Source organism: Pedobacter psychroterrae (assembly GCF_004331695.1).
GTDB lineage: Bacteria > Bacteroidota > Bacteroidia > Sphingobacteriales > Sphingobacteriaceae > Pedobacter > Pedobacter psychroterrae.
The window spans coordinates 362,003-388,744 of record NZ_SJSL01000002.1 but is presented as its reverse complement, the minus strand read 5'-3'; the positions used below and the strand labels follow the sequence as shown (position 1 = coordinate 388,744).

Genomic DNA, 26,742 nt, shown 5'->3' with positions numbered 1-26,742 from the left:
CCATCAATGTCAAAGATTGTTAAGGTTGAAATTTTTAAATCATTTTATTTGTAGCATAGCGACATTTAATTTTGTTTATCAGAATGACCAAGGTCTTTTTCAGGACTTACTACATCACGTATCATCTGTTTCAGTTCTTTAACTTCGGGAAAACGGCCTTTGTCTTTTCTATCAAATACAATTTGATCATTGATACTGATAATGTAAACGCCACCTGTTTCACTGGGGATTAACAGTACACCATGGAGGTCATCAGTAAATGTACTCAGTAATTCTTGCGCCATGTATGCTGCCCTGAGCATCCATCCACACCTTGGGCAATATTCTATGCTGACAGTTGGTTTTGATGCTTTCATCTTCAATACAGATCTATTTATAAGTCAACTCAAATGAAGAAAATACTGCTTCCTGATCTGGAATGCCACTAAAGTTAAGACCTGCTCTGGGGCTTCTGTCCCATGGTGGGAGAAATTTAATGGACTGCTCAGCTTCACTGGTCAATTCTTTCCATTCTCCTGGCGTTTGAGTCCAATATACCTTGCAGGTCATGTCTGCCTGCGCGCTGATCTTTAAACTAACAGGATTTATTTTTGATGTCAATGGAGCTGTACCCAGAACATTTCTATTATTATCCTTGATCACCCAATATTCAATCTTATCACCAATAACGCCGATTCCAATAGCTGCATTTGCATCGCCATAGATTGCCAGTCCTTTTAAAGCATCATTTTTATTCACTACAGTGGTGCTCATTTCATATGATGCAGCTGCAGGGCGCTGAGTAAGCACTACGCCTGCCCCATTACCTTTCTTTACCTCACCAGAAAGATGCAAATTACCTTTTTGCTGTTTCACTACCGGAGTAGCATTACGAAAATCCCACTGCCAGCTTATAGCAGGTGTTTTTGCTGTAAATGAGTCCTTAAAGTCATTGCTTTTAACGTCGGCACTTTGTTCTTTAAAAAGAGGCCAGCCATTATTCTCTGGCCAGATTAGTTCTGCAAGCATGCCTTGTCGACCTGTGAATACAGTTGACGCTTTATTATAAGCATGATAGAGATAGTATGTTTTGCCCTCGGGAGTATTTACAAAAGTTCCATGTCCCGAACATTTCCACTCCGCATTTTCCTGTAAGGCAGGATTTTTCTCATAAAGTTCGTAAGGGCCTTTAAAGTTTTTGGACCTTGCTATCCTCACATTATAATCACAATTAACACCGCAGCAGTTTCCTGCTGAATAAAAGAGATAATAATAGTCGCCTTTTTTCAATATACTTTGTCCTTCCAACCCTATCCTTGGCTCGTCTTTCAAAAGACTGAAGGTTTCACCTTCGAGTAAAAGTCCACTGGCCGAAAGTTTACTTCCCAGTATTTCAATAGGCCTGGTATCCAACCCATAAGCTTTCCATGTGATGTACAACTGCCCATTGTCATTATATACAAAAGCATCTATAGCTTCTTTTCCATATTCAATAATGATTCCGTGATCTTTAAATCCTTTATCAGGAAATTGGGATGTCGCTACACCTATATAAGATACATTGTCAGACTTACGGCGGGCAGTATAGTAGATGAAATAAGTGTTGTTGTGAAAGTAATATTCTGGTGCCCAAAATGACCCTGAGGTCCAGTCAGGTGCTTTATCAAATACATAACCGGTTTGTTTCCAGTCTTTCATATTTGCAGACTTAAATATCGGAAAATGCGGTGCCCATTCAGACGATGTTCCAATGGCAAAGTATTCATTTCCTTTTCTGATCACGGAAGGATCGGCAAAATCCCCTGCAATAACAGGACGGATGTTTTGAGCAGTCACCAGTGTCATGGCTGTAAAAACTTGACACAGAATCGTTAGGAGGATATATTTGAAAGTAGATTTTGCCATTGCAGGATTTGGTTTAATTCTATAATATATTGATAGTTAAATTTAATAGACCGCAATATATAAAATTGAATCATTCTTCTGGTTCAGTATGTTGCCTTAGTTGTTTTGGTCCCTGTGGCCAGATGTAAGAAGTGGACTGCTTTTTCCAGCCAATGCTTTTATAAAACTTGCCCTTTCCGGGAGCAGCGGTAAGGGTTACGAAATGATAATTATCGCCGAGCTTCTCATTCAGGGCATTGACCAGGTATTTACCAAGTCCATTTCCCTGATAATCCGGATCTACCACGATATCGGCGAGCATTGCGTAATATCTGCCATCATCTACCGTTCTTCCAAAGGCTATGAGCAGGTCATTTTCATAGATAAAAATAGTCCAGCTACTTTGTCTGAAAGCAGTTGAAATCTCGGCTTCTGTACGTGTTCGCCATTCCACTTTAGAAAAAAGCTCACACACCCTTGTCCAGTCTACTGCATCCAGATCCTGGTTGATTTTGTAAATCAGTTCGTTAATGTTAAGTTTAGTAGCTGGCATAATAGCTGTCAATTTTCATATCAACATATGTACAATTTCTTTGTTTTATTTTTTTCCAACCACCACCTTAACAAAGTTTTCAGTATTAAGATATCGGATTGCAAGTTGCTGTAATTCAGCAGGTGTGATATGCTTAACAGTTTGTATGTAATTCTCATAGTAGCCATAATCAAGCCCTGAGAAATATACATTTTTGAATTTATCGGCATGAGAAAAAGCATTCTCCAGGCTGCCTAGCATAGAACCTAGCATATAATTACGTACCAGATCCAGTTCAGCCTCAGGTACCAGTACAGTTTTAAGGAGATCTATTTCCTTCTCTATTTCTGTAAGAGCGCTTGCACATACATCTGCGCCAACTTCTGTAGCGATAAAGAAATAACCTGCATCTTTTAGAGAAGTAACAGCTGAGCCTATGCCGTATGTATACCCTTTATCTTCACGGATATTAGCCATCAATCTGGACCCAAAGTAACCACCCAGCAGGCAATTTAACACCTGGAAGCCTGCGAAATCAACATTTTTTCGCGTAATTCCTAATGTACCCATCCGGATAGCCGACTGTAAGGCTTCGGGCTTTTCGATCAGCAACTCTGCTCCTCTTGTCTCAGTAAAACTAAACTGATTAACAGTTGACTGTCCGTGGTTGCTCCATTTTCCACCGATCACACTATTTAGTATATTAAACTCAGCTTCCTCAAACTTGCCCGCTACAAAAATTGTACAGTTTTCCGGTTTATATGCGCTTTTGAAATAAGCGAGTAAGTCTTCTCTTTTGATGGCATCATAATCTGCAGCATCAATATTAGATCCGTATGTTGTATCTCCAAAAAGGGCATTTGCAAAAGTTTTCCTCGCCAGATAATCGTTTTTCTGAAGACTTACCTGCAGCGATTGCTTCTGGTTCTGAACAAAGATAGCCAGTTCCTGTTCAGGAAAAATACTATCGTTCAATATGGAACGCAGGATGGGCAATACCGAGACCAGGTGCTTGTTCAGTGTATAGAGTTTTACGGTACTCTGGTCTGCGCCATATTCTGTTTGCAGGAATGCCCCATAATAATCTACCTGATCAGCAATTTCCCTTGCAGACAGTTCCGGTGTTCCGTTGCTGATTAAATGGCTTACCGAAATGGCCTCAAGCGGCTTTGACGGATTCCAGTTTACATTTTCAAATATAAATTCAATGCGGACAAGTTCCTGTTTACCTGCATTGACAGTAAATACAGATATACCATTATCCAGTTGTTGCTTTAACGGCTCAATAAAATGAATTTCATCGATGTGTTTGGATTCGGGGGCTAGCGTACGGTTAAACATCTTGGGCAGTTAAATAGTATAAAGTAGAACATTGTTCTTTCACAAAAGTAGATTTAGCAGCTTGTAAAATCCTTGAAGGAGTAACAGCCAGGTATTTATCAATCTCTGTGTTTAATCCGGCGGCATCACCAAGCAGTTCATAATAGGCCAGGTTCATCGCCTTATCCAGCAAACTCATTTCTGCAAATACCATGATTGATTCTGATTTGTTCTTTACTTTGGTTATTTCCTCAGCTGTGACTTCCTCAACACGAATCTTGTTTAATTCGACCCAGATAGCGGCTTCTGCCTTCTCAACGGACACCCCTTCTACAAGTTTACCTTCTATTACAAACAAGCCCTGATCGATGCTGCTGGTAATATAAGCATGAATATCACTAAACAGCTGCTGTTCCTTAAGCAGGCTATTGTATAATCTGGATGAGTGACCCTGAGAAAGCACATCTGACATCAAATCGTAGCACTGGTATTCAGGATCTCTGCGTTCCGGCATTTTGAATGCCATATAGATCGCATTTAGCGGTACGTCTGCTTTCACAGTTTCCTTTCTTGCTTCAGTTTGTATGGCTTCTTGCGGCAGGTTCCTCAGGTATTTATCGCCTGCGGGAATCGGTTCAAACCATTTTTCGGCGAGTGCTTTGACGGCTTCAGTTTTAACATTTCCGCCAACTACCATAATGGCATTTTGGGGATTGTAGTGCTTTTTGAAGAATGCTTTCACATCTTCCATTCTTGCATCTTCAATCTGCTTCAGGTCCTGCCCAATAGTAGCCCACTGATAAGGATGGTTTTTATAAGCAAGCGGTCTTAGCTTAAGCCAAACGTCTCCATAAGGCTGATTCAGATAACGCTGTTTAAATTCCTCGCATACTACATTTCTTTGTGTTTCGAGGCTTTTTTCGGAAAATGCCAGACTCAGCATCCTGTCGCTTTCCAGCCAGAAAGCAGTTTCCAGGTTTACTGCCGGCAAGGTGATATAATAATTGGTAATATCGTTACTCGTAAAGGCATTGTTCTCACCGCCGACCCTTTGCAGGGGCTCGTCATAGCTCGGAATATTTATAGAACCCCCAAACATCAGGTGTTCAAATAGATGGGCGAAACCAGTTTTATCCCCCTCCTCATCCCGTGCACCCACATCATATAATATATTTAACACAGCCATAGGTGTTGTATCATCCTCGTGTACGAGTACCCGCAGGCCATTGGTTAATGTAAAACGATTAAAATCTACCATAAATTGAAAATAATGCGCCAAACTTAGATAAAACTCAGTAAGCATTCATGAAAAGCTACAAAAATATTGCAAAAGCGTGAAAATCAACCTCGGTCAACACCTTATATAAATTGCGGCATAGCGCTTTTTTCGCTAAATTTGCGGCATGGAAACTGCCAGATTATTAGAGAGGGCTTTAAATTTCGACTTCTTAACAAAAGAAGAAGGTGTTTTTTTATATAATAATGCTTCGACAGCCGAACTGGCGTATGTGGCCAATGAACTGAGGAAAAAACAAGTGCCCAGCGGTAAAGTTACCTGGCAGATAGACCGCAACGTGAATACGACAAATGTCTGCATAGCTAATTGTAAATTCTGCAATTTTTTTAGAAGACCAGGGCATGATGAAAGTTACATTACGGACATTGAAACTTACAAGATAAAGATAGAAGAAACATTCAGACTGGGTGGTGATCAGCTTTTACTTCAGGGCGGACATCATCCTGATCTTGGTTTGAGCTTCTATAGCGAACTTTTTAAACAGCTAAAAGAATTATACCCTGATTTGAAGCTTCATGCTTTAGGCCCTCCTGAAATTGCCCATGTGGCAAAGCTGGAAGGTTTGACCCATACCGAAGTATTGAGAGCTTTGAAGGATGCCGGAATGGATTCACTTCCAGGCGCTGGTGCCGAGATATTGAATGACCGGGTACGCAGACTGATCTCTAAAGGCAAATGCGGCGGACAGGAATGGCTGGATGTAATGCGTGCTGCCCATCAGCTGAACATTACTACTTCCGCTACAATGATGTTTGGGCATGTAGAAACCATTGAAGAACGTTTTGAGCATTTGGTATGGATCAGGGAAGTACAAAGTGAAAAGCCGGCAGATGCTAAAGGGTTTCTGGCTTTTATACCATGGCCTTTTCAGGATGACGGAACCTTGTTGAAGCGGCTGAGAGGTATCAGTAATAATGTCTCTGGCGATGAATACATCAGAATGCTGGCATTGAGCAGGATCATGCTGCCCAACGTGATCAATATTCAGGCCTCCTGGCTTACTGTAGGTAAGAATGTAGCTGAACTTTGTCTGCATGCCGGAGCAAATGACTTTGGATCGATTATGATTGAAGAAAATGTTGTGTCTGCAGCAGGTGCTCCGCATCGCTTTACCGCAAAAGGAATACAAGAGGCAATCAGGGAAGCCGGGTTTGAACCGCAGTTACGCGGACAGCAGTACAATTATCGTGATCTTCCTGAGCACCTGGAAGAACAGATAATCACTTATTAAGTGCGTTATAGAATTATTTTCAATAAAAAAGGGAAGAAAGCTGACGCCCTCTTCCCCAAACTCAAAACAAATATTTGTTATATAATAGCGTTCAAATTCTAACCCATTAAAATTTGAGCTGTTATATTAAATATTAACTATCTAATGAATAACCCAGCGATCACTAAAACTTTTGCTTTGTCCAACGGCTCATCAAATGATTCCACAGCTGCCGCTTTTGTAACCCCTGTTGCAATGCCCGTAATGGTCACGCCTGTTTGCATTTCCTCATTCTCACCAGCATAAACAGCATCAACAGCCGCAATACCAGTATCATTAGCTACACCACCTGCTCCAAGAGTAATCCAGGGTTTCTGGCCACGCATGGTGCGGATATGCGCTGCGTGACGTGCTTCGACAGAGTGAATCTGCAAAGCAGTAGTCAATACATCCAATCCTTTAAGTACACCTGCCTGTCCTTTGTAGGCTCTAACACCTGTATCTTCAAATGCCTGGGCAACAGCTAAGAAAGTATTATAATTGGTATAAACATCACCAAAAGTTCCACCGGCTGTAAAATCAAAATCTGTATAGGCCAATGCCGGGCGTGCATCTGTAGCCCCTAATGCACCTTTAAGCAAGTTTACGTGAGCCAATTCGTGATCACGGATAGTACTTATAGCTGTTAATGCTGCACCGCTTAACAAGCCTGGTGCGGCTAGTACTGCATGGTTATAAAAATGGTATTCCAGATACTCCAAGGTTAAAGCAAAGTTTAAAACATCTTTAACAGCGGTGGGTAATGTCTGACCATATGCTTTTTGAAACATTGATCCCAAAGCAAGGGGCACTGCCGCAAGAGATACTTTTTTACCCATGTTAACAAAGCTTTTCATTGCTGCCCTTCTCGGGTTCAGACGTTCATAAACTTCTCCGTCTACTTTTTCAATTTCTTCTAATATATTTACGATATTCATAATTTCTAGTTTTAAGCTGTTAGACCAACTACGTTAATTTTGGTTTTGATATACATACCTGCTGCTGCAAGGACTTGAGTTGGGGTAAATGCCTTGTCCAATCCATTAGCGTCTATCACATCGTTTGCAGCAAAACTGCCTGGAGTGATTAAATCGCGGATGTAAGCAGCATGACGCGCCTCAACCGAAACAATCTTACCGGCCGCCAATAAATACGCCGGAGTGGTAAGACGTTTTCCTGCGCCGTTGTAAGCAGCTACGCCCAGATCTTCAAATGCTTTTGCTGCACCCAATACACTTGCTTTATCTGCAAAATTGATACTTGAAAAATCTACTTCCAAACTACCAACCGCAGCCGTACCAAGCGCCTTTTTTAAATATTCCCTATGAGCAATTTCATGAAACTGAATGTCCTGAAAATATGCCTTTTCAGCAGGGGTAAAAGCTGAAGGCGGAGCAGATGCAACTTTGATGTAAAATGCTGCCTCTAGTTGTTCCAGCGCATATGCATAGTTCAATACACCAAAATCATCTTTAAAATCAAGTGTTACACCCGTTTGGATCGGGGTGTCGTTTTTGTCTTTTTTACATCCGGCTGCAACTAAGGCTATGCCTGCTACACTTACCCCTGCAAATTGCAGAAAGGAACGACGTTGTAATGGAGAGGTAAGTATACTGCGGTCCTCTAGCAGTATTTCTTTCTCATTTTTTTCAAGTAATTGTTTCATAGTTTTAGAATTTGCTTTTAAAATTTTATTAGACTGCTTTAAGAACAGCTTCATATTGCTTTATAATGACACTTACGATGGAAAAATGGATTTGGATTTGTAGTTTCGAAGAAATATTATTAAATAATTTATTTTTTGATAAATTCACTATATAAAACCAATCGATGTGCTGAATGCTATTATTGTAGACGATGAAGAGTTTGCCCGTTCTTCATTGTATTTTTTACTACAGGAAAACTGTGAGAATATCAATATCTCAGGTATTGCAAAGTCGGTTTCTGAAGCCAGAACACTTCTTCAACAACATTCCGTAGACCTGATCTTTCTCGACATTGCCATGCCGGGAGAGAATGGATTTGAACTAATCCCACAGGCAGCACAAAGTAAATCTCATGTTATTTTCACCACTGCTTATGATCAGTATGCTTTAAAGGCCATTAAAGCCAATGCGCTGGATTATTTATTAAAGCCTATTGATATAGATGAACTTAAAGAGGCGGTAACTAAAGCTTCCAAATACATTGAACGGAGCAAAAATGAATTTAGCAGAGTGGAGAGTTTACACAACCTGGCCGCCAACCTTTCAGAAAGAAATGAGATCCGTAAAATCAGTTTACCCAACGGACAGGGATACAGCTTGATAAATATTGACGACATTATCCATATTGAAGCTGACAGCAATTATTCTATTTTCTATCTGGCCAATAATGAAAAAATAACGGTTTCCAAAGTACTTAAGGAGTATGAAGAAATATTACCCGATCATCAGTTTGTACGAATTCATAAATCAAGTATTGTAAACCTGAATTATCTAAGGGAATATAATTCTAAAAACGGGCTGGAGGTAATTTTAAAGAACGGTGATAAAATTGCTGTATCACGAAGGCGTGCAAGTGATTTTGCAGAAAGAATTAAATTATATACCAGTTTTGACAGTGATAAATAACGGACAATATTTTATAGGCAGGTTTATAATTATACTCTTTTTATCAACCATTTGCTTTTTCGGATATTCTCAAAGCACCTATCTTCAGCACTTTAGCACCAAAGATGGTCTTCCCAGCAATAATTGCTTTTATACCATGCAGGATACCAAAGGATATATCTGGGTAGCTACTGATGCAGGTGTAAGCAGGTTTGACGGAAAAATATTCGAGAATTTTTCTGTAGATGACGGACTTCCTGACAACCAAATCCTGCAGCTTAAAGAGGATAAAAAAGGAAGAATATGGTTTTTGGCGCTTAACGGCCAACTTAGTTATTTTTACAATGGTAAGATCTACAATGAAACCAACGATAAGCTACTTAAACTTTTAAAGTTCAATGCAGTAATCGTCTCATTTTTTGAAGACAGCAAAGGTCGTATATGGCTGGGAACAAACAAAAATGTATTGGTAATGTGGAATGGACAAACCATTATGAAATACATTTCTGCAAATGAGGACAAGAAATTCATCAATACATTTGTTCACGAAGACCGGTATAAACAGATCTGGGCATTCAGCAACCGGTGTGTAAGGATATTTGACGAAAAAGCCTTTACCATAATACCACATAACACATTACCTATTTCATACAAAACTGCATTGAATTTGCCCGATAACACAATGGCGTTCATTGACAACAGGGGGCTAAATATAAAAGACGGAGAACAAGAGTATTTAGATCTGAAAATAAATTCGTCTTTATTGAACAATGACCTTGGATATTTTCATCTGGATAAAGATAAAGAATTGTGGATCAGTAACGGAGCCGGAATATACCACATCCAAAGTAATGGTAAAACCGATAAATACCTGAGCAACATATCTTCCAGCCAGGTAATCAAAGATGCCAAAAACAACATGTGGTTTACCACCAATAACGGCATATATATGCTGCCTCAAAAAAATGAGCGTCTCTATATTATAAACACCAATAATGGATTAAGCAGCGATGTGGTGAAGAGTGTTATCAAAGATGGTAAAAACAGGTTCTGGCTTGGATTTAATGACGCGAAGATTGACATTCTCAGCCCAAATGATTTCTCTGTTGCCCATATTTCATTGCCTGATCATAGCAAGTATAACATCATTAAGCAATTAAATTTTGATCAGACAAACCAGTCTGTATATTTTGCTTCAGACTATGGCCTGGGCAGGGTCAGCGATATTTACAGTGCTAAAAAACGTATTGAATATCTCAGGGAAGCAAATAATTCGATGTTTGTAATTAAGAGTTTCAGCATATCAAAAGACAAAAACCTCTCTCTCGCATTATCTTCCGGAGTAGTGATTATACCCGACAGGGTGAATAATTTTGGCTTTAATTCGCTGTTTTTCAAAGTAGGGACTGACTTTTTTAACGACAGGGCTTACTGTGCATTTTATGATAAAGATCAAAACCTCTGGTTTTCAAATATCAATGGACTATCCAAACTTTCCAAAGGTGTCTTGCATCGATTTTATGAGAAAAGCCCGCTGCTAACTAGAAGGATCAATGACATCACTGAACAAAATGATGGTACGATCATACTGGCTACCGATGGGTTTGGTTTGGTATACATTAAAGACCAGAAGGTCGTCAAGGTAATCACCCAAAGAGACGGCCTGGCTGATAATATTTGTAAAAAACTATATGTTAAGGACAACAATGTATGGGTGGTCACAAATAATGGCATCAATAAAGTTTCATTGAACGGAAAAGCAGCTGCTGTAGAGACATTTGAATACACCAATGCCTTATTAAAAGATGATGTAAACGACCTTTACATAGATTCAGCTTATGCTTACTTCGCCACCAATAACGGGCTGATCTATTTTCCCGTTGTTAAAACAAAAACTGCCAGCGAAGCACCTAAGGTATTTATATCTTCGATTATAAACAATAAAGTCAAACTAGGGCTGAATGAAATAAACCATACACTTGATCCTTCAAACAACAACATCTCATTTTATTACAGTGCCATTGATTTCCAAAACAAGAATATTGTATACAGGTACAGATTAAAAGCAGACAGGCCCTGGACCGAAACCAAGAACAGAATGCTGGAATTTTCTTCGCTTGAACCGGACCATTATGCTTTCGAGATAAGTGCTAAGTCCAACAATAGTGCCTGGAGCTATCCTGCCAAAGTAAATTTTATTCTTGAAAAGCATTTCTGGCAGACCGGCTGGTTTCTGGTAACTATCTTTATAATTGCCGGGATTACTTTTTACAAAGTGGCAGTTATCGTCACAAAACGGCAGAAAAATAAAGAACAGGAACAACTGCTGCTCAAAAACAAAATCCTGATGCTGGAGCAACGCGCCTTGCAGGCGATGATGAATCCTCATTTCGTTTTCAATGTAATGAATTCCATACAGCATTATATTAATACAAAGGATACCACATCGGCCAACAAAATATTAACTGGATTTGCCAGGCTGATCAGAAAGAATCTTGAAATCTGTACCAAAAGCTTTATTTCACTAGAGGAGGAACTTGAATATCTGGAATTGTATCTGAGTTTGGAGAAGAAACGATTTGGAGAGAAGTTTAATTATATTATCCGTGTAAACAAGGCGATAGACAGGGAAGAAACAATGCTTCCATCCATGTTATTGCAGCCCTATATAGAAAATGCCATATGGCATGGAATAATGCCAAAAGATGAAGGCGGAAAAATTGATATCCACATAGATCTGGGAGATAAAAATCATTTACTCATCCAGATCATTGATGATGGGATAGGAATAGACAACTCCATGAAAAATAAGAAAGTTCACCATTTTAGTAAAGGCATGGACCTGACGAGAGAACGCATTAACCTATTGAACCAGGTAGAAGTAAATCCTATACAGATGAAGATAAAACAAAACGGTGCATCCGGTACATTTGTATCAATCGCTATACCTTTAAAGCATTAAAATACCGTTTACTCAATTATTTATACCACTCACTAATTAATAAAAAATCGTTCTGTAATTTGCATTAAACTTGTTATAGATATTAAAACAAACAGAGTTTGTAAAAAGCGTTCTTATAGAATTGATCAAAGATATTTTACCTAACCTAAAACTATATCTCAATTCAGGTTTCATTTGTGTGTTAAAAAATGGTAAAGTTCAAAGCTTTACCATTTTTTTTGCTCAACTTCTTCCATTACGCATAGTAGTTGGCATTTTTTTCAAATAATCTCTTCCAAAAAGTGTTTTTTATATTATTTTTGAAGTAATGAAATGCTTGTGAAAATAAGTTTTACGCAAGCTTCATAACAGTAAAAGATTTTTTGTAAATTTATCTTGTAATAAAAAACCATTAGGAAATTAATTTTTGTAATGAAAACTCCAAAGAAACCAATTAAGAAAAGTCCGTTAGTTGACCAGGATGCAGAGATGGAAGACTCAAATGAAGAGACCAGCACTAGTAAAAAAAAATTTGATGATGACGATGATGACTTCGATATGCCATTAGATGATCTTGATTCTTTCGATAGTTATGGATCTGATGATGATGATGACGATTATTAATAATTGAAAATATATTTTATATATAGGAGCATCCTTTTGGGATGCTTTTTATTTTATATACAAAAGGAAACATGCTTATAATACCTGTATCTGACAAGCAAACCAAAAACGAATTTCTAGCAGTTGCCCGTTTTATTTATAAAGATGACAAGAATTGGATTTGTCCGCCAGACAAAGATGTAGAAGCCACCTTTGATCCAAAAAAAAATCCTTTCTTTGAGCATGGTAAGTGTGTAAGATGGATCCTAAAAGACGACAATAATCTTACCATAGGTAGAGTTGCAGCCTTTATCAACGAAAAAAAGGCCTGGCAGTACGATGAGCCTACCGGTGGATTTGGATTCTTTGAATGTATTAACGACAAAGAAGCCGCCTTTAAGTTATTTGATACAGCCAGATCATGGCTCCTGGATCAAGGGATGAAAGCGATGAACGGACCTATTAACTTTGGTGAGACTGATTCCTTCTGGGGACTTTTGGTAGAAGGCTTTACGCCTCCATCTTATGGAATGAATTATCATCCACCTTACTATTATGATTTTTTTAAAGCATATGGGTTTGAAACAGAATACGAACAAATCACCAATTTTCTTGCGGTAAGAAAGCCTTTTCCAGACAGATTCACCAAAATAGCCAACTGGGTAGCAAATAAACCTGGGTATACATTTGAACATTTCTCCAAAAAGAACGCAGCAAAATATGTGAATGACCTAATGGAGATCTACAACGATGCCTGGCAAAATTTCGAAAACTTCGTACCGATCAAGAAAGAGACATTAGAGGAATCATTTAAAAAAATGGAAACCATAATGGATGAAAGACTCATATGGTTTGCCTATATAAATGGCGAACCGGCTTCTTTTGTTGTGATCATTCCCGACGCCAATCAAATGATAAAAGAATTTAACGGCAAATTAGGTCTGTTGCAGAAACTTATATTCTTATATAAGCGCTGGGTAGGGGTAAACAGGATGCGGGCGGTAGTAATGGGCACCAAGAAAGCTTATCAGAAACACGGGCTGGAATCTGCACTCTTTATCAAACTTAAAGAATATGTTCTTCCACTAAATCAATATGATGAGCTTGAGCTTTCATGGGTAGGTGACTTTAACGACAAAATGCTGGCTATCCATCAAGCAACAGGTGCCACTTTTGGGAAGCGGCACCTGACTATGCGTAAAACTATCTGATAAATTATTTTCCTCTTATCTCTTCATAAAGATCAATTACCTTCTTCTGAAGTTTGATAATCTCCTCTTCTCTTTGAGAAAGTTTATCCTTTAAGTTGTTTATTTCCTCAAAATTAACCGACTGTGGGTTTTCACCTTCCTTTGATATAATGTCCATAGTAGAGACTTCAAATAAATTTGCAATTTGTGCTAACCTTGAAATATTAATATCAGTTATTCCTGTTTCGATTTTTGAAAATGCAGGGATAGAAATACTCAGACGTTTAGCCACCTCGCCTTGACTCCATCCGTTCTTTTGGCGCAACTGTCTAATGTTTTTACCTATTACGTTCATGTTTTAAATTTATGTGTATTACTTTATTGTTCTTTTAAGTTATTGTATTCAACTCGCGTGCCAATTTAACAAGATCAAGTCCTCCAAAGTTACCCGAACTCATCAACAATAAATTCGTATTGTAAAAATTAATGCCTGACAGGTAACTTTCCAATAGGGAAAAATTATTAAAAAACTTTATTCTACTATCATTAAATGCCGTTTGAACATCTATTATTGTAAATGGCTCCAATTTTTTATGCTTAAAAGTCTCTTCATCGATGTAAACAATTGCCACATCTGCATTTGTCATAGTATTGGCATATTGAGAAAGGAATGCTTTATTCAAGCTGCTAAATGTATGTAACTCTATACATGCCACTAGTTTTCTTTCCTCAAATTGGAGCTTTACTGCCTCAATTGTGGCCTTTAATTTTGAAGGGGAATGGGCAAAATCTTTATAAACATTGGTTTTATTTATACTGCTTAGCAGTTCCAATCTCTTCGAAGCTCCTGTAAATGAAGCGATAGCCTCATTAAATTCCTGGCTATCAATACCCAATTGCGCACAAACAAGCTTAGCCGCATTGAGGTTCATTAGGTTATGATCACCAAATATCCTCAGGGGGATATCACCGGGTAACAAATAGGTTACACCGTCCTTCACCACATGATCCGGAATTTCATAACCTATTTTTACTACAGAATTGTCAGTATCCTGAACAATTTGGCACAAGTCCTGATCGGCGCTGCAATATATTAAACATCCTTCAGGTTGAACTGTTTCTATAAAAATCTCAAACTGTTTTACATATTCCTGATAGGTAGGGAAAACATTGATATGATCCCAGGCTATACCGCTGATGACTGCAATATTTGCTTTATATAAATGAAACTTTGGCCTTCTGTCTATTGGAGATGCCAGATATTCATCACCTTCTATAATGATCACCGGAGCTGAATCCGTCACCTTGACCATTGTATCAAAACCCGCTAACTGCGCACCTACCAGATAATCAAAATCCCTATTATAATAATTAAGGACGTGCAATATCATAGAAGTAATGGTAGTCTTACCGTGACTTCCACCAATCACAACCCGTAATTTGTCTTTGGTCTGCTCATAAATATATTCAGGATAAGAGTATATTTTCAGTCCGAGCTGCTGGGCCTTCAACAGTTCCGGATTATCTTTAAGCGCATGCATCCCCAATATTACTGCATCCAGGTCGGGAGTGATATTAGCAGCATCCCAGCCCATTTGTTTTGGCAAAATACCATGTTTTTCAAGCCTGCTTCCTGAAGGCTCAAAAATAACATCATCCGAACCAGTGACCTGGTAGCCCTTTTTATGTAAAGCTATTGCCAGATTATGCATAGCACTACCTCCTATTGCAATAAAATGTATACGCATTTATTAATATATTTATTGATTTAAGCTATTTAATCCTGATTCTTAATTGTGCGCTACCCTTCTTTTCATTATTCCCTGACAAACCGGGCAGCAACCCAATCATCAATCTTCTTATGGTCTGTATAATTTATCCCAAAAGGCTTACAGGCTGATTTGATCATGTCAAGATCAGGAGATTCATAAAACCCACTAAAAAAAATACTCCCTCCAGCCTTTAATATCTTGGCATAATCTACAATCTGATCCAGCAAGATATTGCGGTTTATATTAGCTAATATTATATCAAAGTCTAAATGAGGGATTGCCTCTTTGCCCCCGCAGGTAGCAGTGAGATTGCCGATATTATTCAAAGCAGCATTTTCCAGGGTACTTTGATAGCATATATCATCATTGTCAATGGCTATCAGTGTTCCTGCTCCGGCTTTGGAAGCCAAAATAGCCAGGATTCCGGTACCACAACCCATATCCAATATCAATTTGCCACTAACGTCTGCAGATAAGATATATTGCATCATCATCGTTGTGGTCTGATGGTGCCCGGTACCAAAAGCCATCTTCGGATCAATAACGATCTCATATTTGAATTGTGGCTGAGGCTGATGAAATGTAGCCCTTACATAACACTGATCATCTATAATCAGCGGTTCAAAGTTTTTTTCCCACTCTTCATTCCAGTTTTCTGCAGCAATCTCCGTCACTGTATAGCTGCATGCCATCTCGTCATTGTAGCGGTCAGTAATCTCCGCAAGGTCCGATTCATGATAATCTGCAAGTTCGATGAATGCAGCAAAACCATCCGTTGTATCCTCAAATGTGTTATAGCCTATACCTGCCAGTTCGTCTATCAACAGATCCTTATGATAATCTGCAGCATTGCCAAGGCTGAATGTGACCTGGATATATTGCATTAAGAATTGAAAGTTTTAACGATGTCTGTAAAATCTCTTGATTTTAATGAAGCACCACCTATTAAACCACCATCAATGTCAGGCTGGGCAAATAGCTCAGCTGCATTTTTAGGATTGCAGCTTCCTCCATATAAAATGGTTGTCGCCTCCGCTGTAGATGCATCATATTTAGCTGCGATCTCTTTGCGGATAAAAGCATGTACTTCCTGTGCCTGATCTGATGAAGCAGTCAGTCCTGTTCCGATAGCCCAAACAGGCTCATATGCGATCACAATTTTAGAGAAATCTTCCGTACTTAATCCAAAAACCCCATTCTCCAACTGAGATTTGAGCACGTCAAAATAACTGCCATTGTTTCTTTCATCCAGGGTTTCTCCTATGCAGAAAATTGGCACCAAACCATTTTGCAATGCGATCACAGTTTTCTCTGCCAAAAGCTCATCGCTTTCTGCAAAATACTGGCGTCTTTCTGAATGTCCAATGATTACATACTCACAGCCAATTGACTTAATCATTTTAGCAGATATTTCGCCAGTATAAGCACCGCTTTCTTTTTGGTGACAGTTTTGGGCACCTATACTTACCGTATCACCACCCAGCTTTGCAAGACTGTTTAAATGAACATATGGAGCACAGATAATGGCCAGCTGATCACCATTTTTCTCATCTCTTACCATATTTACAATTTCTGAAAACAATGATATGCCTTCTGCATAATCCAAATTCATTTTCCAGTTACCCGCTACTATTTTTTTTCTCATAATATAATTATTGTGGTTATTATAAAAGCTTTAAGCCCAAATATATTCTTTTAAAAATGTCTGAAGGTTTTTGTATCCTCAAAAACCTTTGTTAAAATAGCTCTTTCTATTTCATCAAATTCCAATCCTCTGCGCTCATACACTTTTACAGCTGTTTCAAACATTTTATGCAGCGCATAAGTTTCAAACCCCTGGGCACCTCCCCATGCAAAATCAGGTATAAAATTTCTTGGAAAACCGGGACCAAAAACATTCGCACTTACACCGGCAACTGTACCTGTATTAAACATGGTATTGATACCGCATTTAGCATGGTCAGCCATGATCAATCCGCAGAATTGCAATCCTGTTTCCCGAAAAATTTCATTGGAATAATCCCATAATTTTACGCCTGCATAGTTATTTTTAAGATTGGAGTTATTGCTGTCTGCCCCAATATTGCACCATTGGCCCATTACAGAATTCCCAAGATAGCCTTCATGGCCTTTCGAAGAATATCCCCAGATCACGGCATTATTGATTTCTCCTCCTACCCTGCTGAATGGACCGATGGTGGTCTGCCCATAGATCTTAGCACCCATTTTTACCTGCGAATCATGGCAAAGTGCAAATGAACCTCTGATGTGAGATCCTTCCCAAACCTGGGTATTTTCTCCAAGATAAATCGGGCCATTTTTGCTATTGAAGGTAGCACATTCGGCTTCAGCACCTTCTTCTGCAAAAATATCATCGCCTATGAAGGTATTGGTGTTGCTCAATTTTACTGAAGTCCTGCCTTTGGTAATTAATTTAAAATCCTTTTTTAATTCTGCGTCATTAAATTTAAAGAGGTCTTCAGGCATGGCTATCCTTATAAACTCACCGGAATATTCTTTAACAGATAGTCCGGTCAGTAGCTCAGGACTTATAGGTTCATCTGTCTCTGGCTTGTAAGCTATACTAAGCCCCTGCTTTACCAGCACTTCGCCTTTCCCAAGGCCCATGATGGCCTCTGTAAGATGTTCATCCGGACAGATTGAACCATTTATGAAGAGCTCAGCATTATCTATGGCTGGATACTTCACTGCAAGATAAGGAACAGTCACAAAACCAGACCGGGCATTTAGATGCTTTTCCCATTTCTGGGCTATGGTAAGGATTCCTATACGGAGATCGGCCACAGGCCTGGTGAAAGATAGCGGACGCAGGGACTGCCATGCGCCATCATCAAATAAATTGATCATCATAAGCCACAAAAATAAAAAAAGTCCCGAAGCTATAGCCCGGGACTTTAAAATAATTTTTTTATTTTGGTTAAATTATTTCTTAGCGTAACGAGTTTTGAATTTATCGATACGACCAGCTGTATCAACCAGTTTCATTTTACCAGTATAGAAAGGGTGTGAAGTATGCGAGATCTCTAATTTATAAAGAGGATATTCATTACCATCTTCCCACTGAACAGTCTCTTTAGTATCTACACAAGATTTTGTTAAAAAAGAATACTCGTTAGACATATCTTTAAACACTACAAATCTATAGTTTGATGGATGCAGATCTTTTTTCATATTGTTATATACTTATTTGTCGCTTATTTTTAAGGATGCAAATATCAGAATTTTATTTTTCAGAAACAAATAATTACTAAAAACAATTTCAATCGCTCCGTACAACCTTTTTTTAAACAGGCTATAATTCCAATTTTTGCTTTACTTGTTGTTTGTCTGTGTACTTATCACCCTCGGACGGGCGACCGACCACCAACGGGCCAGCGACGGCTCACAGTCGGGTTTTTCCGAAGCTGGCCCGAAGCTGAGCCGAAGCTGGCCCGAAGCTCGTCCGATGCTCAAAGGGTGTCAGTCAAAGCACAAACCGAATTTAGACAAGCTATTTTACATCCTGACAGAGCTCCACCAATACGCCATTAGTCCCCTTAGGATGCACAAAACAAATAAGCTTATTGTCTGCTCCCCGTTTAGGTGTTTCATTAAGCAACACAAACCCTTCCTGCCTTAAGCGTTCCATTTCTACAAGGATATCATCCACATTAAAGGCGATGTGATGGATGCCCTCCCCTTTCTTTTCCAGGAATCTTGCAATAGGACTGCTTTCTTCCGTTGCAGCTAGCAGCTCAATTTTATGCTCTCCGGTCCTGAAAAAAGCGGTATTGACACCTTCCGATTCCACCATTTCTTTTTTATAACAGCCAGTACCTAACAACTTCTCATATAAATCGCAGGAAGCATCAAGATCCCTTACCGCAATACCAATATGTTCTATATTCTTCATAATCACACCAAACCGTTAAACTAATGTAAAAATGCGGGTTTTACCTATACCATCATAGCTATTATTTATAATTGTTGGTAATCTTTTTTCGTATCTTTGTGTTATATAAAAGAATAAACAAATAATGGAACTTCCTATTTACTTAGATAATAATGCTACTACGCCTTTGGATCCAAGGGTATTAGAAGCTATGCTGCCTTATTTCACCAACAAATTCGGTAACGCTGCAAGCCGTAACCATGCTTTTGGATGGGTTGCTGAAGAAGCGGTTGATTACGCCCGTGAGCAGGTTGCCAAACTGATTGGCTGCACAGAGAAAGAGATCATTTTTACATCAGGTGCAACAGAAGCAGACAATCTGGGTATAAAGGGTGTTTATGAAATGTATCAGGACAAGGGTAATCACATTATTACGGTGACTACTGAGCATAAAGCGGTATTAGATACCTGTAAACATCTTGAAAAACTTGGAGCAAATATCACTTATCTTAAGGTTAAGGAAGACGGACTGGTAGATCTTCAGGAGCTGGAAGCGGCTATGACTGATCAGACAATCCTTGTGACCATTATGTATGGAAATAATGAGATCGGTGTAGTTCAGCCTGTTAAGGAAATCTCTGCAATTGCACACAAATTTGGTGCATTATTTATGACCGATGCAACTCAAGCTGTAGGTAAGATACCCGTTGACGTGAATGCCGATGGAATAGATATAATGGCGTTTTCTGCGCATAAAATGTATGGCCCTAAAGGTGTAGGTGCATTGTATGTGCGCCGTAAAAACCCAAGGGTTAAAGTAACTGCCCAAATGGACGGCGGTGGTCATGAGCGCGGTATGCGTTCAGGCACATTAAACGTACCCGGTATTGTTGGTTTGGGTAAAGCATGTGAACTTTGTCGCCTGGAGATGGATAGCGAAGCTCAGCGCTTATCGGGATTAAGAGATAAACTGGAAAGTGCATTGACCCAGCTTGAAGAAAGTTATGTAAACGGAAACGTACAACACCGCCTGCCTCACGTAGCCAATATTTCCTTTAAATATGTGGAAGGTGAAGGATTGATGATGGCCATGAAAGACCTGGCTGTATCTTCAGGATCTGCTTGTACCTCAGCTTCATTAGAGCCTTCCTATGTATTGAAAAGCCTGGGCCTGTCAGACGATCTGGCACACTCTTCTATCCGTTTTGGATTGGGTCGTTTTACTACAGAGGAAGAGATCGACTACGCAATTGAAAACACTAAAAAAGCTGTTAATCATCTGAGAGACCTTTCTCCGCTTTGGGAAATGTTTAAAGAAGGTATTGATTTAAGCAAAATTGAGTGGGCTGAACACTAAAAAGAGAATTACGATTTTAGATTGACGAATACGAATTCAGCCTAAAATCACAAAAAATAAAGTTTACCAGGTTTTAGAAATTGTAAAACTAAAATCCTAAATACAAAATATCATGGCATACTCAGAAAAAGTAATGGAACATTATACCAACCCAAGAAACGTTGGTACATTAAACAAAGATAGTAAATCAGTTGGAACAGGTCTTGTTGGCGCACCTGAATGTGGCGACGTGATGCGCCTTCAGATTGAAGTGGATGAGAACAATGTGATCACCGATGCTAAATTTAAAACTTTTGGCTGCGGTTCTGCAATTGCTTCTTCTTCTTTGGCTACAGAATGGTTAAAAGGTAAAACTGTGGATGAAGCTTTGACGATAGACAATATGGACATCGTTGAGGAGCTTGCTTTACCACCAGTGAAAATTCACTGCTCTGTTTTAGCAGAAGATGCTATTAAATCTGCAATCAATGATTACAGGGTTAAAAATGGTTTAGCGCCTTTTGAATTAGCTAAATCGCATCACTAGGTAGCGTTATATCGTAGTCTAACTACTCTATAGAAATTACTAATACTAATAAGATGATTACAATAACAGATAAAGCAAAGAGCAAAATAGACCACCTGATGCAGGATGCAGCTATGGATGAGCGCTATTTTTTGCGTGTTTCGGTTAAAGGCGGTGGATGTTCAGGTTTATCTTACAACCTCGATTTTGATAATGAAGAACAAAAAGGTGATCAGTTTTTTGAAGACCGTGGTATCAGAATAGCACTGGATATGAAATCCTTCTTATACCTGGCCGGAACTGAGCTGGATTTCTCCGATGGACTGAATGGAAAGGGCTTTAATTTCCATAATCCAAATGCCAGCCGCTCATGTGGCTGTGGAGAGAGTTTTTCTGTTTAATAGATATTGTTATATTTGTAAGGGACGCTTTTAGCGTCCTTTTTTAGTATATAACCAACGAACACCATATGGTAGTATTTAACGAGTTTTCTACTGTTCCGAGTCTGCTTAGGAATGTGGTAGAAAATATCCATAAGCCGGATGAGACTTTCCTGATTGATAAGAAAAAATCGGACTGGGAAGAAATATCTTTCAAACAGACCCTGGAAAACGCAGATGCTGTTGCTGCATTCTTTTTAGAAAGAGGCATTGTAAAGGGCGACCGAATGGGCTTGATGATAGAAAACTCCCCTGAATATGTATACTACGACCAAGGAATTCAACAGATCGGCGCCATCAATGTATCGATATATCCTACGCTTTCAGAACATGAGGTGGAATACATCATTAATGATTCGGGCATTAAAGCCATTCTGATAGGAAATACATTCTTATTAAAAAAAGTATTAAAAATAGCCGACAACTGCAGGCAGCTTCGCTATATCATTCCTGCTTTTGAAGAATATACTAAAGTTGCCATTCCTGCCGGGCTGGATACAGAGATCATCAGTTTTGACGAAGTCCTTGCTACTAAAAACAGGATCAGTAAAACCCAACTTAATGAAATAAACATACTTCGTGAGGCTTTAAGGCCTTCAGATCTCTCTTCATTGATCTATACTTCGGGTACTACCGGTATCCCAAAAGGAGCAATGCTTTCACATGGCAACTTTGTAGAAAATGTAAAGGTTTGCCTGCAGCAGATCCCGGTGATAGATGAAACAGAGACCTTCCTATCCTTTTTGCCCTTATCGCACGTATTTGAACGTACTGCGACCTATCATGTGTGCTGTGCCCAGGGTTGTAAAATTGCGTTTGCACAGAGCCTCGAGCTATTGGCCAAAAACATGGGCGAAGTGAGGCCTACAGTGATGAACTGTGTGCCGAGGCTGCTCGAAAAAATTCATGATAAAGCAATCAAAAGCGGCACTGCCGGAGGTGGATTAAAAGCAAAAATATTCTTATGGGCATTGGAAACTGGCCAGGAATATCGTAAGGAAAAGGAAGCAGGAAAGCATCCGGGAATCATCATGTCTGCCAAAAAGGCTATTGCAGAGAAGCTGGTATTCAGTAAGATCAAAGAAAAGACAGGTGGCAGGTTGAAATTCATGATCTCAGGCGGAGCGGCATTACCAAAGAATGTGGGGGAATTTTTTGGGAACCTTGGTATAAAGATACTGGAAGGCTTCGGACTTACGGAAACATCGCCGGTAATGGCTGTGACTGAATTTCACAGGCAGGTTTATGGAACGGTAGGGAGGGTAATCCCGGGAATCGAGATCGGCATTCAGCATGTCGAGAACAAAGAGATGATCAGTATCCAGACCCATGAAACCTTTAATGAGGATTTTGACTGTGCCGAAGGTGAGATCATTGTACGCGGACATTGCGTAATGAAGGGATACTTTAATAAACCCGCAGAAACCGCAGAAGCGATTGACAAGAATGATTGGTTTCATACCGGTGATATAGGAAGATTTTATAAGGGCAACCTGCAGATTACCGACCGGTTGAAAAACATGATCGTAAATGCCTATGGCAAAAACGTCTACCCTACCCCTGTTGAAAATGTGTACCTGAAAAGTCTTAAAATAGACCAGTTATTTTTAATAGGAGATAAAAGAGAATACCTGACTGCCATCATCGTCCCTAACAAGGAAAACATGCAGGAAGAATTTAAACTCGCTGAAGCATTTTTTCAAAAGCCTGAACTATTTATTGAAGATCAGGAGATCATAGACTGGATAGGCAAGGATATTAAAAAGCACTCAGCAGAGCTGGCAAAATTTGAGCGCATTAAAAATTTCAAGGTGAAAAGAAATCCTTTTAGCATGGAGGAAGGTGAAATAACGCCAACATTAAAAGCAAAAAGAAAAGTGATTGAGCAAAAATATGCCGAAAGCATCAATCAAATGTATGCTGAGTCTGTTAAAGCAGACTAAAAACACTATTTTTGCATAATTTTAAAAATAAGCTATTACGGCATCCGCCGGATATAACAGATATATGAGTACAGGATTATCAGAACAGGAACAATTGCGTCGCAGTTCACTAAATCAATTGCGTGAACTGGGCATCAACCCATTCCCTGCAGAAGCGTTTGAGATCAACGCCAATGCAACGGATATTTTAGCGAATTACGACAGGGATAAGACAGCCTATAAGAACATCAGCATTGCCGGCAGGATCATGACCCGCCGGATTATGGGGAGTGCTTCTTTTGTAGAGCTTCAGGATTCAACAGGAAGAATACAAGTTTATTTGAAAAGAGATGACCTTTGTCCAGAAGAGGATAAGACCCTCTACAATACGGTATTTAAGAAACTGATGGATCTGGGTGATTTCATTGGGGTAAAGGGATATGTATTTACTACCCAAACCGGTGAGATTTCTGTGCATGTAACTGAACTGACCTTGCTTTCCAAGTCATTAAAACCATTGCCAATTGTAAAACGAGATGAAGAGGGCAATATCTATGATGGTTTTACTGATCCTGAATTGCGCTACAGACAGCGCTATGTGGATCTTACGGTAAATCCTGATTTTAAACAGATCTTCATCAACCGCTCAAAAGTGATCAATACGATGAGGGCATATTTTGATGATCAGGGTTGGATGGAAGTAGAGACACCAATATTACAGCCCATTCATGGCGGAGCAGCAGCACGCCCTTTTGCTACGCACCACAATACATTGGACATGCCTTTGTATCTGCGTATTGCGAATGAACTTTATTTGAAAAGATTGATCGTGGCCGGTTTTGATGGTGTGTATGAATTTGGAAAAATGTTTAGGAATGAAGGCATGGACCGTACACACAATCCTGAATACACCTCGATGGAGATATATGTGGCCTATAAAGATTATATCTGGATGATGGCCATGGTAGAAGAATGTCTTGAAAAGATTGCTGTAGCCATTCATGGTGCTCCTGTGGTACAAGTTGGCGAGCATCAGATCAACTTTGAGGGTCCGTATGAAAAACTGACCATGTATGAGTCTATCCAAAAATATACCGGGATAGATGTATCAGCAATGACAGAAGATGAGCTTAAGGAAACCTGCAAAAGCCTTAATATAGAAATTGACTCAACCATGGGTCGCGGTAAATTAATAGACGAAATCTTTAGTGAGAAAGTAGAAGCCAACCTGATCCAGCCAACTTATATTACCGACTACCCACTGGAAATGACGCCTCTTGCCAAAAAACACAGAACCAAAGAAGGTTTGGTGGAAAGGTTTGAGCTGTTTATACTGGGTAAGGAAATAGGCAATGCTTATTCAGAATTGAATGATCCTATAGACCAAAGAGAGCGTTTTGAAGATCAGTTGAAACTGGCAGCCCGCGGAGATCATGAAGCGATGGCGATGGATGATGATTTTATTCGTGCATTGGAATATGGCATGCCGCCTACATCAGGTTTGGGAATCGGAATAGACCGTTTGGTGATGCTGATGACTAATCAGTCGACCATTCAGGAAGTGCTGTTCTTTCCTCAGATGAGACCAGAGAAAAAAGCAAAGGTAACTACTGATGATGATTTTGTGAATGCTGGTATTCCTGCTGAATGGGTTCAGGTAATCAGGAAAATGGGCATCAATACAATTGAGGAATTAAAAGCAGCCAATCCTAATAAGGTATTTAATGACCTTGGAGGTATGCGCAAGAAGCTTAAATTAGAGTTAGTGATGCCTTCTAAGGAAGATGTAACTGCCTGGTTCTCTTAACAGAAACATAACGTAAACTTAAAGACCTGTGTCAGATAATGATCCAGGTCTTTTTTATTTTTAGGCATTATTAAATTATAGAATTATATGAATCACTCAAGTCTGGAAATAACTGAAAACGAATACTGCATAAAACTGAATAAAGACACTTTTGACCTGACCCTGATCCGTCAACTGATCACCAGGATACAATCAGAACAATTGTTCTTTAGCAGGAAAAAGGACGAATTAGAAGGCGATATTATCAGCAGAGCTGACTATGATAGAGATGAAAACTTTGATAGGTTGAGCGAAAAATAAGGGTATAACTACCTGTATCTTACCTGCTGCTGCCTGTCCATCATTCCCATCTGATCTTTCATTTGCTTGATCTGGTCTGCAAGCAGTTTATTCTTATCTGCCTTTTTAGCTTCTGAAAGGTACATTGTCGCTTCTCTCTTATTTCTCTTGGCCATTGCAATACCCGCCAAACTCAGTTTGGCTAAAGCAACATTATGGTCCATATGTAAGCCCAAAGAAAGGGATTTCTTAAAATACTTCTCAGACTGCATTGGTGCTTTTCTGGATTCTATCAGGCCAATCAATAGATTATAATAACCATGCTGTACCCTGATCAGTTGCTTTTCATAATTGGTTATTTTTCCTAAGAAGACTTCAGCCTTATCCATATTGTCTTTTCTTAAAAACCATTGTGCCAATAACATGTTTTCATTATAGAAGAAAGTAACAAAAACAAGTATGCTAATAAATACACCTAAAATACCCAGTCCCCAAAAGCTTGTAAACATAACGGCGATTGAAGCTCCTAACACAACAAAACCTATAATAAGACGAACTAAATTTGGCATATCCTTAAATAATTTTTTGCAAATATCGTGTTTAAATACCAAAAAACAGATTTAAATTGATACTTTCAACAAAAAAAACAAACCTCAATATCTGGTTATGAAACATATCAGTACATTCCTATTAATCCTTTTTGCCTTCACGGCAAATGCGCAAAAGATGAACAAAAAAATTGAAGACCCAACAAAGCAAAGAGCTATTCTGATCAATCAGAGTACAAGAGAAGGCTTGGTTACCTTCCCCGAAATGAAGGAAAGATATGATGTGGAATACCCCGCTTACCAGCCTGATTCCTTAGTTATTGATTCATTAAAACCGCTTGTTAAGGATCAAAAAATCACCATTGTACTGGGTACTTGGTGCGGCGACAGTAAACTGCAGTTACCACATTTCTTTAAAATTATGGATGCACTGAGTATTCCCGAAAAAAACATCACCCTTATCTGTGTAGATGGGCTAAAAAAAGCGGAAAACGGATTGACAGACAGCCTTGACATACAGCGTGTACCTACTTTTATTTTCTATAACAAGGATAAGAAAGAAACAGGCCGTATTATTGAAAGTCCTCAGACAAGCCTTGAAAAAGATATGTTGTTAATACTATCAAAAAAATAA

27 protein-coding genes are annotated in these 26,742 nt (G+C 39.1%); 12 read left to right on the top strand and 15 right to left on the bottom strand.

Annotation, left to right across the window (positions count from 1 at the left end):
* Positions 1 to 65: 65 nt before the first annotated feature.
* The 5 genes from EZ437_RS10040 to EZ437_RS10020 all read right to left on the bottom strand — a co-directional run bounded on the left by EZ437_RS10040 (position 66) and on the right by EZ437_RS10020 (position 4,973).
* Positions 66 to 356 carry a SelT/SelW/SelH family protein gene (locus EZ437_RS10040; protein WP_131595793.1) on the bottom strand — a complete coding sequence of 97 codons (291 nt, stop codon included), beginning with the start codon at positions 354 to 356 and terminating at the stop codon, positions 66 to 68.
* Between the two features lie 13 nt (positions 357 to 369).
* The gene (locus tag EZ437_RS10035) at positions 370 to 1,884 is read right to left on the bottom strand and encodes a glycoside hydrolase family 43 protein (RefSeq protein ID WP_131595792.1); all 1,515 of its coding nucleotides are present in this window, start codon (positions 1,882 to 1,884) and stop codon (positions 370 to 372) included.
* A 70-nt stretch (positions 1,885 to 1,954) separates the two neighbouring features.
* Entirely contained in the window at positions 1,955 to 2,416 is a 462-nt protein-coding gene (locus tag EZ437_RS10030; RefSeq protein WP_131595791.1) for a GNAT family N-acetyltransferase, read from the bottom strand.
* Between the two features lie 45 nt (positions 2,417 to 2,461).
* Entirely contained in the window at positions 2,462 to 3,736 is a 1,275-nt protein-coding gene (locus tag EZ437_RS10025; protein WP_131595790.1) for a M16 family metallopeptidase, read from the bottom strand.
* Positions 3,729 to 4,973 carry a M16 family metallopeptidase gene (locus EZ437_RS10020; protein ID WP_131595789.1) on the bottom strand — a complete coding sequence of 415 codons (1,245 nt, stop codon included), beginning with the start codon at positions 4,971 to 4,973 and terminating at the stop codon, positions 3,729 to 3,731. Before EZ437_RS10020 ends, EZ437_RS10025 begins: the two co-directional genes overlap by 8 nt.
* 145 nt (positions 4,974 to 5,118) lie before the next feature.
* On the opposite strand from EZ437_RS10020, the gene mqnC reads away from it, so the two are divergent.
* The gene (gene mqnC, locus EZ437_RS10015; RefSeq protein WP_131595788.1) at positions 5,119 to 6,243 is read left to right on the top strand and encodes a cyclic dehypoxanthinyl futalosine synthase; all 1,125 of its coding nucleotides are present in this window, start codon (positions 5,119 to 5,121) and stop codon (positions 6,241 to 6,243) included.
* Between the two features lie 137 nt (positions 6,244 to 6,380).
* Here mqnC and EZ437_RS10010 read toward each other — a convergent pair whose 3' ends face one another.
* Together EZ437_RS10010 and EZ437_RS10005 are read right to left on the bottom strand one after the other, a co-directional pair.
* Entirely contained in the window at positions 6,381 to 7,199 is an 819-nt protein-coding gene (locus tag EZ437_RS10010) for a ferritin-like domain-containing protein (protein ID WP_131595787.1), read from the bottom strand.
* 11 nt (positions 7,200 to 7,210) lie between these two features.
* Entirely contained in the window at positions 7,211 to 7,927 is a 717-nt protein-coding gene (locus EZ437_RS10005) for a ferritin-like domain-containing protein (RefSeq protein WP_131595786.1), read from the bottom strand.
* A 166-nt stretch (positions 7,928 to 8,093) separates the two neighbouring features.
* On the opposite strand from EZ437_RS10005, the gene EZ437_RS10000 reads away from it, so the two are divergent.
* The 4 genes from EZ437_RS10000 to EZ437_RS09985 all read left to right on the top strand — a co-directional run bounded on the left by EZ437_RS10000 (position 8,094) and on the right by EZ437_RS09985 (position 13,607).
* Positions 8,094 to 8,873 (top strand): LytR/AlgR family response regulator transcription factor, encoded by a 780-nt coding sequence (locus EZ437_RS10000; protein ID WP_131595785.1) that lies wholly within the window; start codon positions 8,094 to 8,096, stop codon positions 8,871 to 8,873.
* Complete coding sequence (locus EZ437_RS09995; RefSeq protein WP_225869586.1) at positions 8,863 to 11,814, top strand: ligand-binding sensor domain-containing protein; 2,952 nt, start codon at positions 8,863 to 8,865, stop codon at positions 11,812 to 11,814. Before EZ437_RS10000 ends, EZ437_RS09995 begins: the two co-directional genes overlap by 11 nt.
* A gap of 411 nt (positions 11,815 to 12,225) precedes the next feature.
* Positions 12,226 to 12,417: a hypothetical protein gene (locus EZ437_RS09990; RefSeq protein ID WP_131595784.1), complete on the top strand. Its 192-nt coding sequence runs from the start codon at positions 12,226 to 12,228 to the stop codon at positions 12,415 to 12,417.
* A gap of 71 nt (positions 12,418 to 12,488) precedes the next feature.
* Positions 12,489 to 13,607, top strand: a complete 1,119-nt coding sequence (locus EZ437_RS09985; protein WP_131595783.1) for a GNAT family N-acetyltransferase — start codon at positions 12,489 to 12,491, stop codon at positions 13,605 to 13,607.
* A gap of 4 nt (positions 13,608 to 13,611) precedes the next feature.
* Here the strand turns inward: EZ437_RS09985 and EZ437_RS09980 are convergent, their stop codons facing one another.
* The 7 genes from EZ437_RS09980 to mce form a co-directional block, all read right to left on the bottom strand.
* The gene (locus tag EZ437_RS09980; RefSeq protein WP_131595782.1) at positions 13,612 to 13,941 is read right to left on the bottom strand and encodes a helix-turn-helix domain-containing protein; all 330 of its coding nucleotides are present in this window, start codon (positions 13,939 to 13,941) and stop codon (positions 13,612 to 13,614) included.
* 34 nt (positions 13,942 to 13,975) lie between these two features.
* Positions 13,976 to 15,334 carry a UDP-N-acetylmuramate--L-alanine ligase gene (locus EZ437_RS09975; RefSeq protein WP_131595781.1) on the bottom strand — a complete coding sequence of 453 codons (1,359 nt, stop codon included), beginning with the start codon at positions 15,332 to 15,334 and terminating at the stop codon, positions 13,976 to 13,978.
* Between the two features lie 68 nt (positions 15,335 to 15,402).
* Positions 15,403 to 16,242 carry a 50S ribosomal protein L11 methyltransferase gene (gene prmA, locus EZ437_RS09970; RefSeq protein WP_131595780.1) on the bottom strand — a complete coding sequence of 280 codons (840 nt, stop codon included), beginning with the start codon at positions 16,240 to 16,242 and terminating at the stop codon, positions 15,403 to 15,405.
* A complete protein-coding gene (gene tpiA, locus EZ437_RS09965) occupies positions 16,242 to 17,003 on the bottom strand; it encodes a triose-phosphate isomerase (RefSeq protein ID WP_131595779.1) in 762 nt (253 codons plus the stop codon). Before tpiA ends, prmA begins: the two co-directional genes overlap by 1 nt.
* Before the next feature lie 50 nt (positions 17,004 to 17,053).
* Entirely contained in the window at positions 17,054 to 18,229 is a 1,176-nt protein-coding gene (locus EZ437_RS09960; protein ID WP_131595778.1) for a putative sugar nucleotidyl transferase, read from the bottom strand.
* Positions 18,230 to 18,301: 72 nt separating this feature from the next.
* A complete protein-coding gene (locus tag EZ437_RS09955) occupies positions 18,302 to 18,550 on the bottom strand; it encodes a type B 50S ribosomal protein L31 (RefSeq protein WP_048906621.1) in 249 nt (82 codons plus the stop codon).
* 319 nt (positions 18,551 to 18,869) lie between these two features.
* On the bottom strand, positions 18,870 to 19,271 hold the full coding sequence (gene mce / locus EZ437_RS09950; RefSeq protein WP_131595777.1) for a methylmalonyl-CoA epimerase: 402 nt from the start codon (positions 19,269 to 19,271) through the stop codon (positions 18,870 to 18,872).
* 124 nt (positions 19,272 to 19,395) lie between these two features.
* Between mce and EZ437_RS09945 the strand changes: the two genes are divergently transcribed.
* From EZ437_RS09945 to EZ437_RS09920, 6 genes are all read left to right on the top strand, one after another.
* Positions 19,396 to 20,607: an IscS subfamily cysteine desulfurase gene (locus EZ437_RS09945; RefSeq protein WP_131595776.1), complete on the top strand. Its 1,212-nt coding sequence runs from the start codon at positions 19,396 to 19,398 to the stop codon at positions 20,605 to 20,607.
* Positions 20,608 to 20,719: 112 nt separating this feature from the next.
* Positions 20,720 to 21,133 (top strand): Fe-S cluster assembly scaffold IscU, encoded by a 414-nt coding sequence (gene iscU, locus EZ437_RS09940; RefSeq protein WP_131595775.1) that lies wholly within the window; start codon positions 20,720 to 20,722, stop codon positions 21,131 to 21,133.
* A 53-nt stretch (positions 21,134 to 21,186) separates the two neighbouring features.
* A complete protein-coding gene (locus EZ437_RS09935) occupies positions 21,187 to 21,513 on the top strand; it encodes a HesB/IscA family protein (protein ID WP_131595774.1) in 327 nt (108 codons plus the stop codon).
* A 68-nt stretch (positions 21,514 to 21,581) separates the two neighbouring features.
* Positions 21,582 to 23,495, top strand: coding sequence for an AMP-dependent synthetase/ligase (locus EZ437_RS09930; protein WP_131595773.1), 1,914 nt, complete (start codon positions 21,582 to 21,584; stop codon positions 23,493 to 23,495).
* A 64-nt stretch (positions 23,496 to 23,559) separates the two neighbouring features.
* Positions 23,560 to 25,281: a lysine--tRNA ligase gene (lysS, locus tag EZ437_RS09925; RefSeq protein ID WP_131595772.1), complete on the top strand. Its 1,722-nt coding sequence runs from the start codon at positions 23,560 to 23,562 to the stop codon at positions 25,279 to 25,281.
* 87 nt (positions 25,282 to 25,368) lie between these two features.
* Positions 25,369 to 25,581: a hypothetical protein gene (locus tag EZ437_RS09920; RefSeq protein WP_131595771.1), complete on the top strand. Its 213-nt coding sequence runs from the start codon at positions 25,369 to 25,371 to the stop codon at positions 25,579 to 25,581.
* Positions 25,582 to 25,589: 8 nt separating this feature from the next.
* Here EZ437_RS09920 and EZ437_RS09915 read toward each other — a convergent pair whose 3' ends face one another.
* Complete coding sequence (locus tag EZ437_RS09915) at positions 25,590 to 26,129, bottom strand: DUF2892 domain-containing protein (RefSeq protein ID WP_131595770.1); 540 nt, start codon at positions 26,127 to 26,129, stop codon at positions 25,590 to 25,592.
* Between the two features lie 97 nt (positions 26,130 to 26,226).
* Here EZ437_RS09915 and EZ437_RS09910 point away from each other — a divergent pair, with 97 nt between their 5' ends.
* Positions 26,227 to 26,742, top strand: coding sequence for a thioredoxin family protein (locus EZ437_RS09910; protein WP_131595769.1), 516 nt, complete (start codon positions 26,227 to 26,229; stop codon positions 26,740 to 26,742).

Excerpts from the sequence above, each read along its gene's own strand:
- EZ437_RS10040 (WP_131595793.1), bottom strand. The coding sequence starts at position 356 with ATGAAAGCATCAAAACCAACTGTCAGCATAGAATATTGCCCAAGGTGT.
- EZ437_RS10035 (WP_131595792.1), bottom strand. The coding sequence starts at position 1,884 with ATGGCAAAATCTACTTTCAAATATATCCTCCTAACGATTCTGTGTCAA.
- EZ437_RS10030 (WP_131595791.1), bottom strand. The coding sequence starts at position 2,416 with ATGCCAGCTACTAAACTTAACATTAACGAACTGATTTACAAAATCAAC.
- EZ437_RS10025 (WP_131595790.1), bottom strand. The coding sequence starts at position 3,736 with ATGTTTAACCGTACGCTAGCCCCCGAATCCAAACACATCGATGAAATT.
- EZ437_RS10020 (WP_131595789.1), bottom strand. The coding sequence starts at position 4,973 with ATGGTAGATTTTAATCGTTTTACATTAACCAATGGCCTGCGGGTACTC.
- mqnC (WP_131595788.1), top strand. The coding sequence starts at position 5,119 with ATGGAAACTGCCAGATTATTAGAGAGGGCTTTAAATTTCGACTTCTTA.
- EZ437_RS10010 (WP_131595787.1), bottom strand. The coding sequence starts at position 7,199 with ATGAATATCGTAAATATATTAGAAGAAATTGAAAAAGTAGACGGAGAA.
- EZ437_RS10005 (WP_131595786.1), bottom strand. The coding sequence starts at position 7,927 with ATGAAACAATTACTTGAAAAAAATGAGAAAGAAATACTGCTAGAGGAC.
- EZ437_RS09990 (WP_131595784.1), top strand. The coding sequence starts at position 12,226 with ATGAAAACTCCAAAGAAACCAATTAAGAAAAGTCCGTTAGTTGACCAG.
- EZ437_RS09985 (WP_131595783.1), top strand. The coding sequence starts at position 12,489 with ATGCTTATAATACCTGTATCTGACAAGCAAACCAAAAACGAATTTCTA.
- EZ437_RS09980 (WP_131595782.1), bottom strand. The coding sequence starts at position 13,941 with ATGAACGTAATAGGTAAAAACATTAGACAGTTGCGCCAAAAGAACGGA.
- EZ437_RS09975 (WP_131595781.1), bottom strand. The coding sequence starts at position 15,334 with ATGCGTATACATTTTATTGCAATAGGAGGTAGTGCTATGCATAATCTG.
- prmA (WP_131595780.1), bottom strand. The coding sequence starts at position 16,242 with ATGCAATATATCCAGGTCACATTCAGCCTTGGCAATGCTGCAGATTAT.
- tpiA (WP_131595779.1), bottom strand. The coding sequence starts at position 17,003 with ATGAGAAAAAAAATAGTAGCGGGTAACTGGAAAATGAATTTGGATTAT.
- EZ437_RS09960 (WP_131595778.1), bottom strand. The coding sequence starts at position 18,229 with ATGATGATCAATTTATTTGATGATGGCGCATGGCAGTCCCTGCGTCCG.
- EZ437_RS09955 (WP_048906621.1), bottom strand. The coding sequence starts at position 18,550 with ATGAAAAAAGATCTGCATCCATCAAACTATAGATTTGTAGTGTTTAAA.
- mce (WP_131595777.1), bottom strand. The coding sequence starts at position 19,271 with ATGAAGAATATAGAACATATTGGTATTGCGGTAAGGGATCTTGATGCT.
- EZ437_RS09945 (WP_131595776.1), top strand. The coding sequence starts at position 19,396 with ATGGAACTTCCTATTTACTTAGATAATAATGCTACTACGCCTTTGGAT.
- iscU (WP_131595775.1), top strand. The coding sequence starts at position 20,720 with ATGGCATACTCAGAAAAAGTAATGGAACATTATACCAACCCAAGAAAC.
- EZ437_RS09935 (WP_131595774.1), top strand. The coding sequence starts at position 21,187 with ATGATTACAATAACAGATAAAGCAAAGAGCAAAATAGACCACCTGATG.
- EZ437_RS09930 (WP_131595773.1), top strand. The coding sequence starts at position 21,582 with ATGGTAGTATTTAACGAGTTTTCTACTGTTCCGAGTCTGCTTAGGAAT.
- lysS (WP_131595772.1), top strand. The coding sequence starts at position 23,560 with ATGAGTACAGGATTATCAGAACAGGAACAATTGCGTCGCAGTTCACTA.
- EZ437_RS09920 (WP_131595771.1), top strand. The coding sequence starts at position 25,369 with ATGAATCACTCAAGTCTGGAAATAACTGAAAACGAATACTGCATAAAA.
- EZ437_RS09915 (WP_131595770.1), bottom strand. The coding sequence starts at position 26,129 with ATGCCAAATTTAGTTCGTCTTATTATAGGTTTTGTTGTGTTAGGAGCT.
- EZ437_RS09910 (WP_131595769.1), top strand. The coding sequence starts at position 26,227 with ATGAAACATATCAGTACATTCCTATTAATCCTTTTTGCCTTCACGGCA.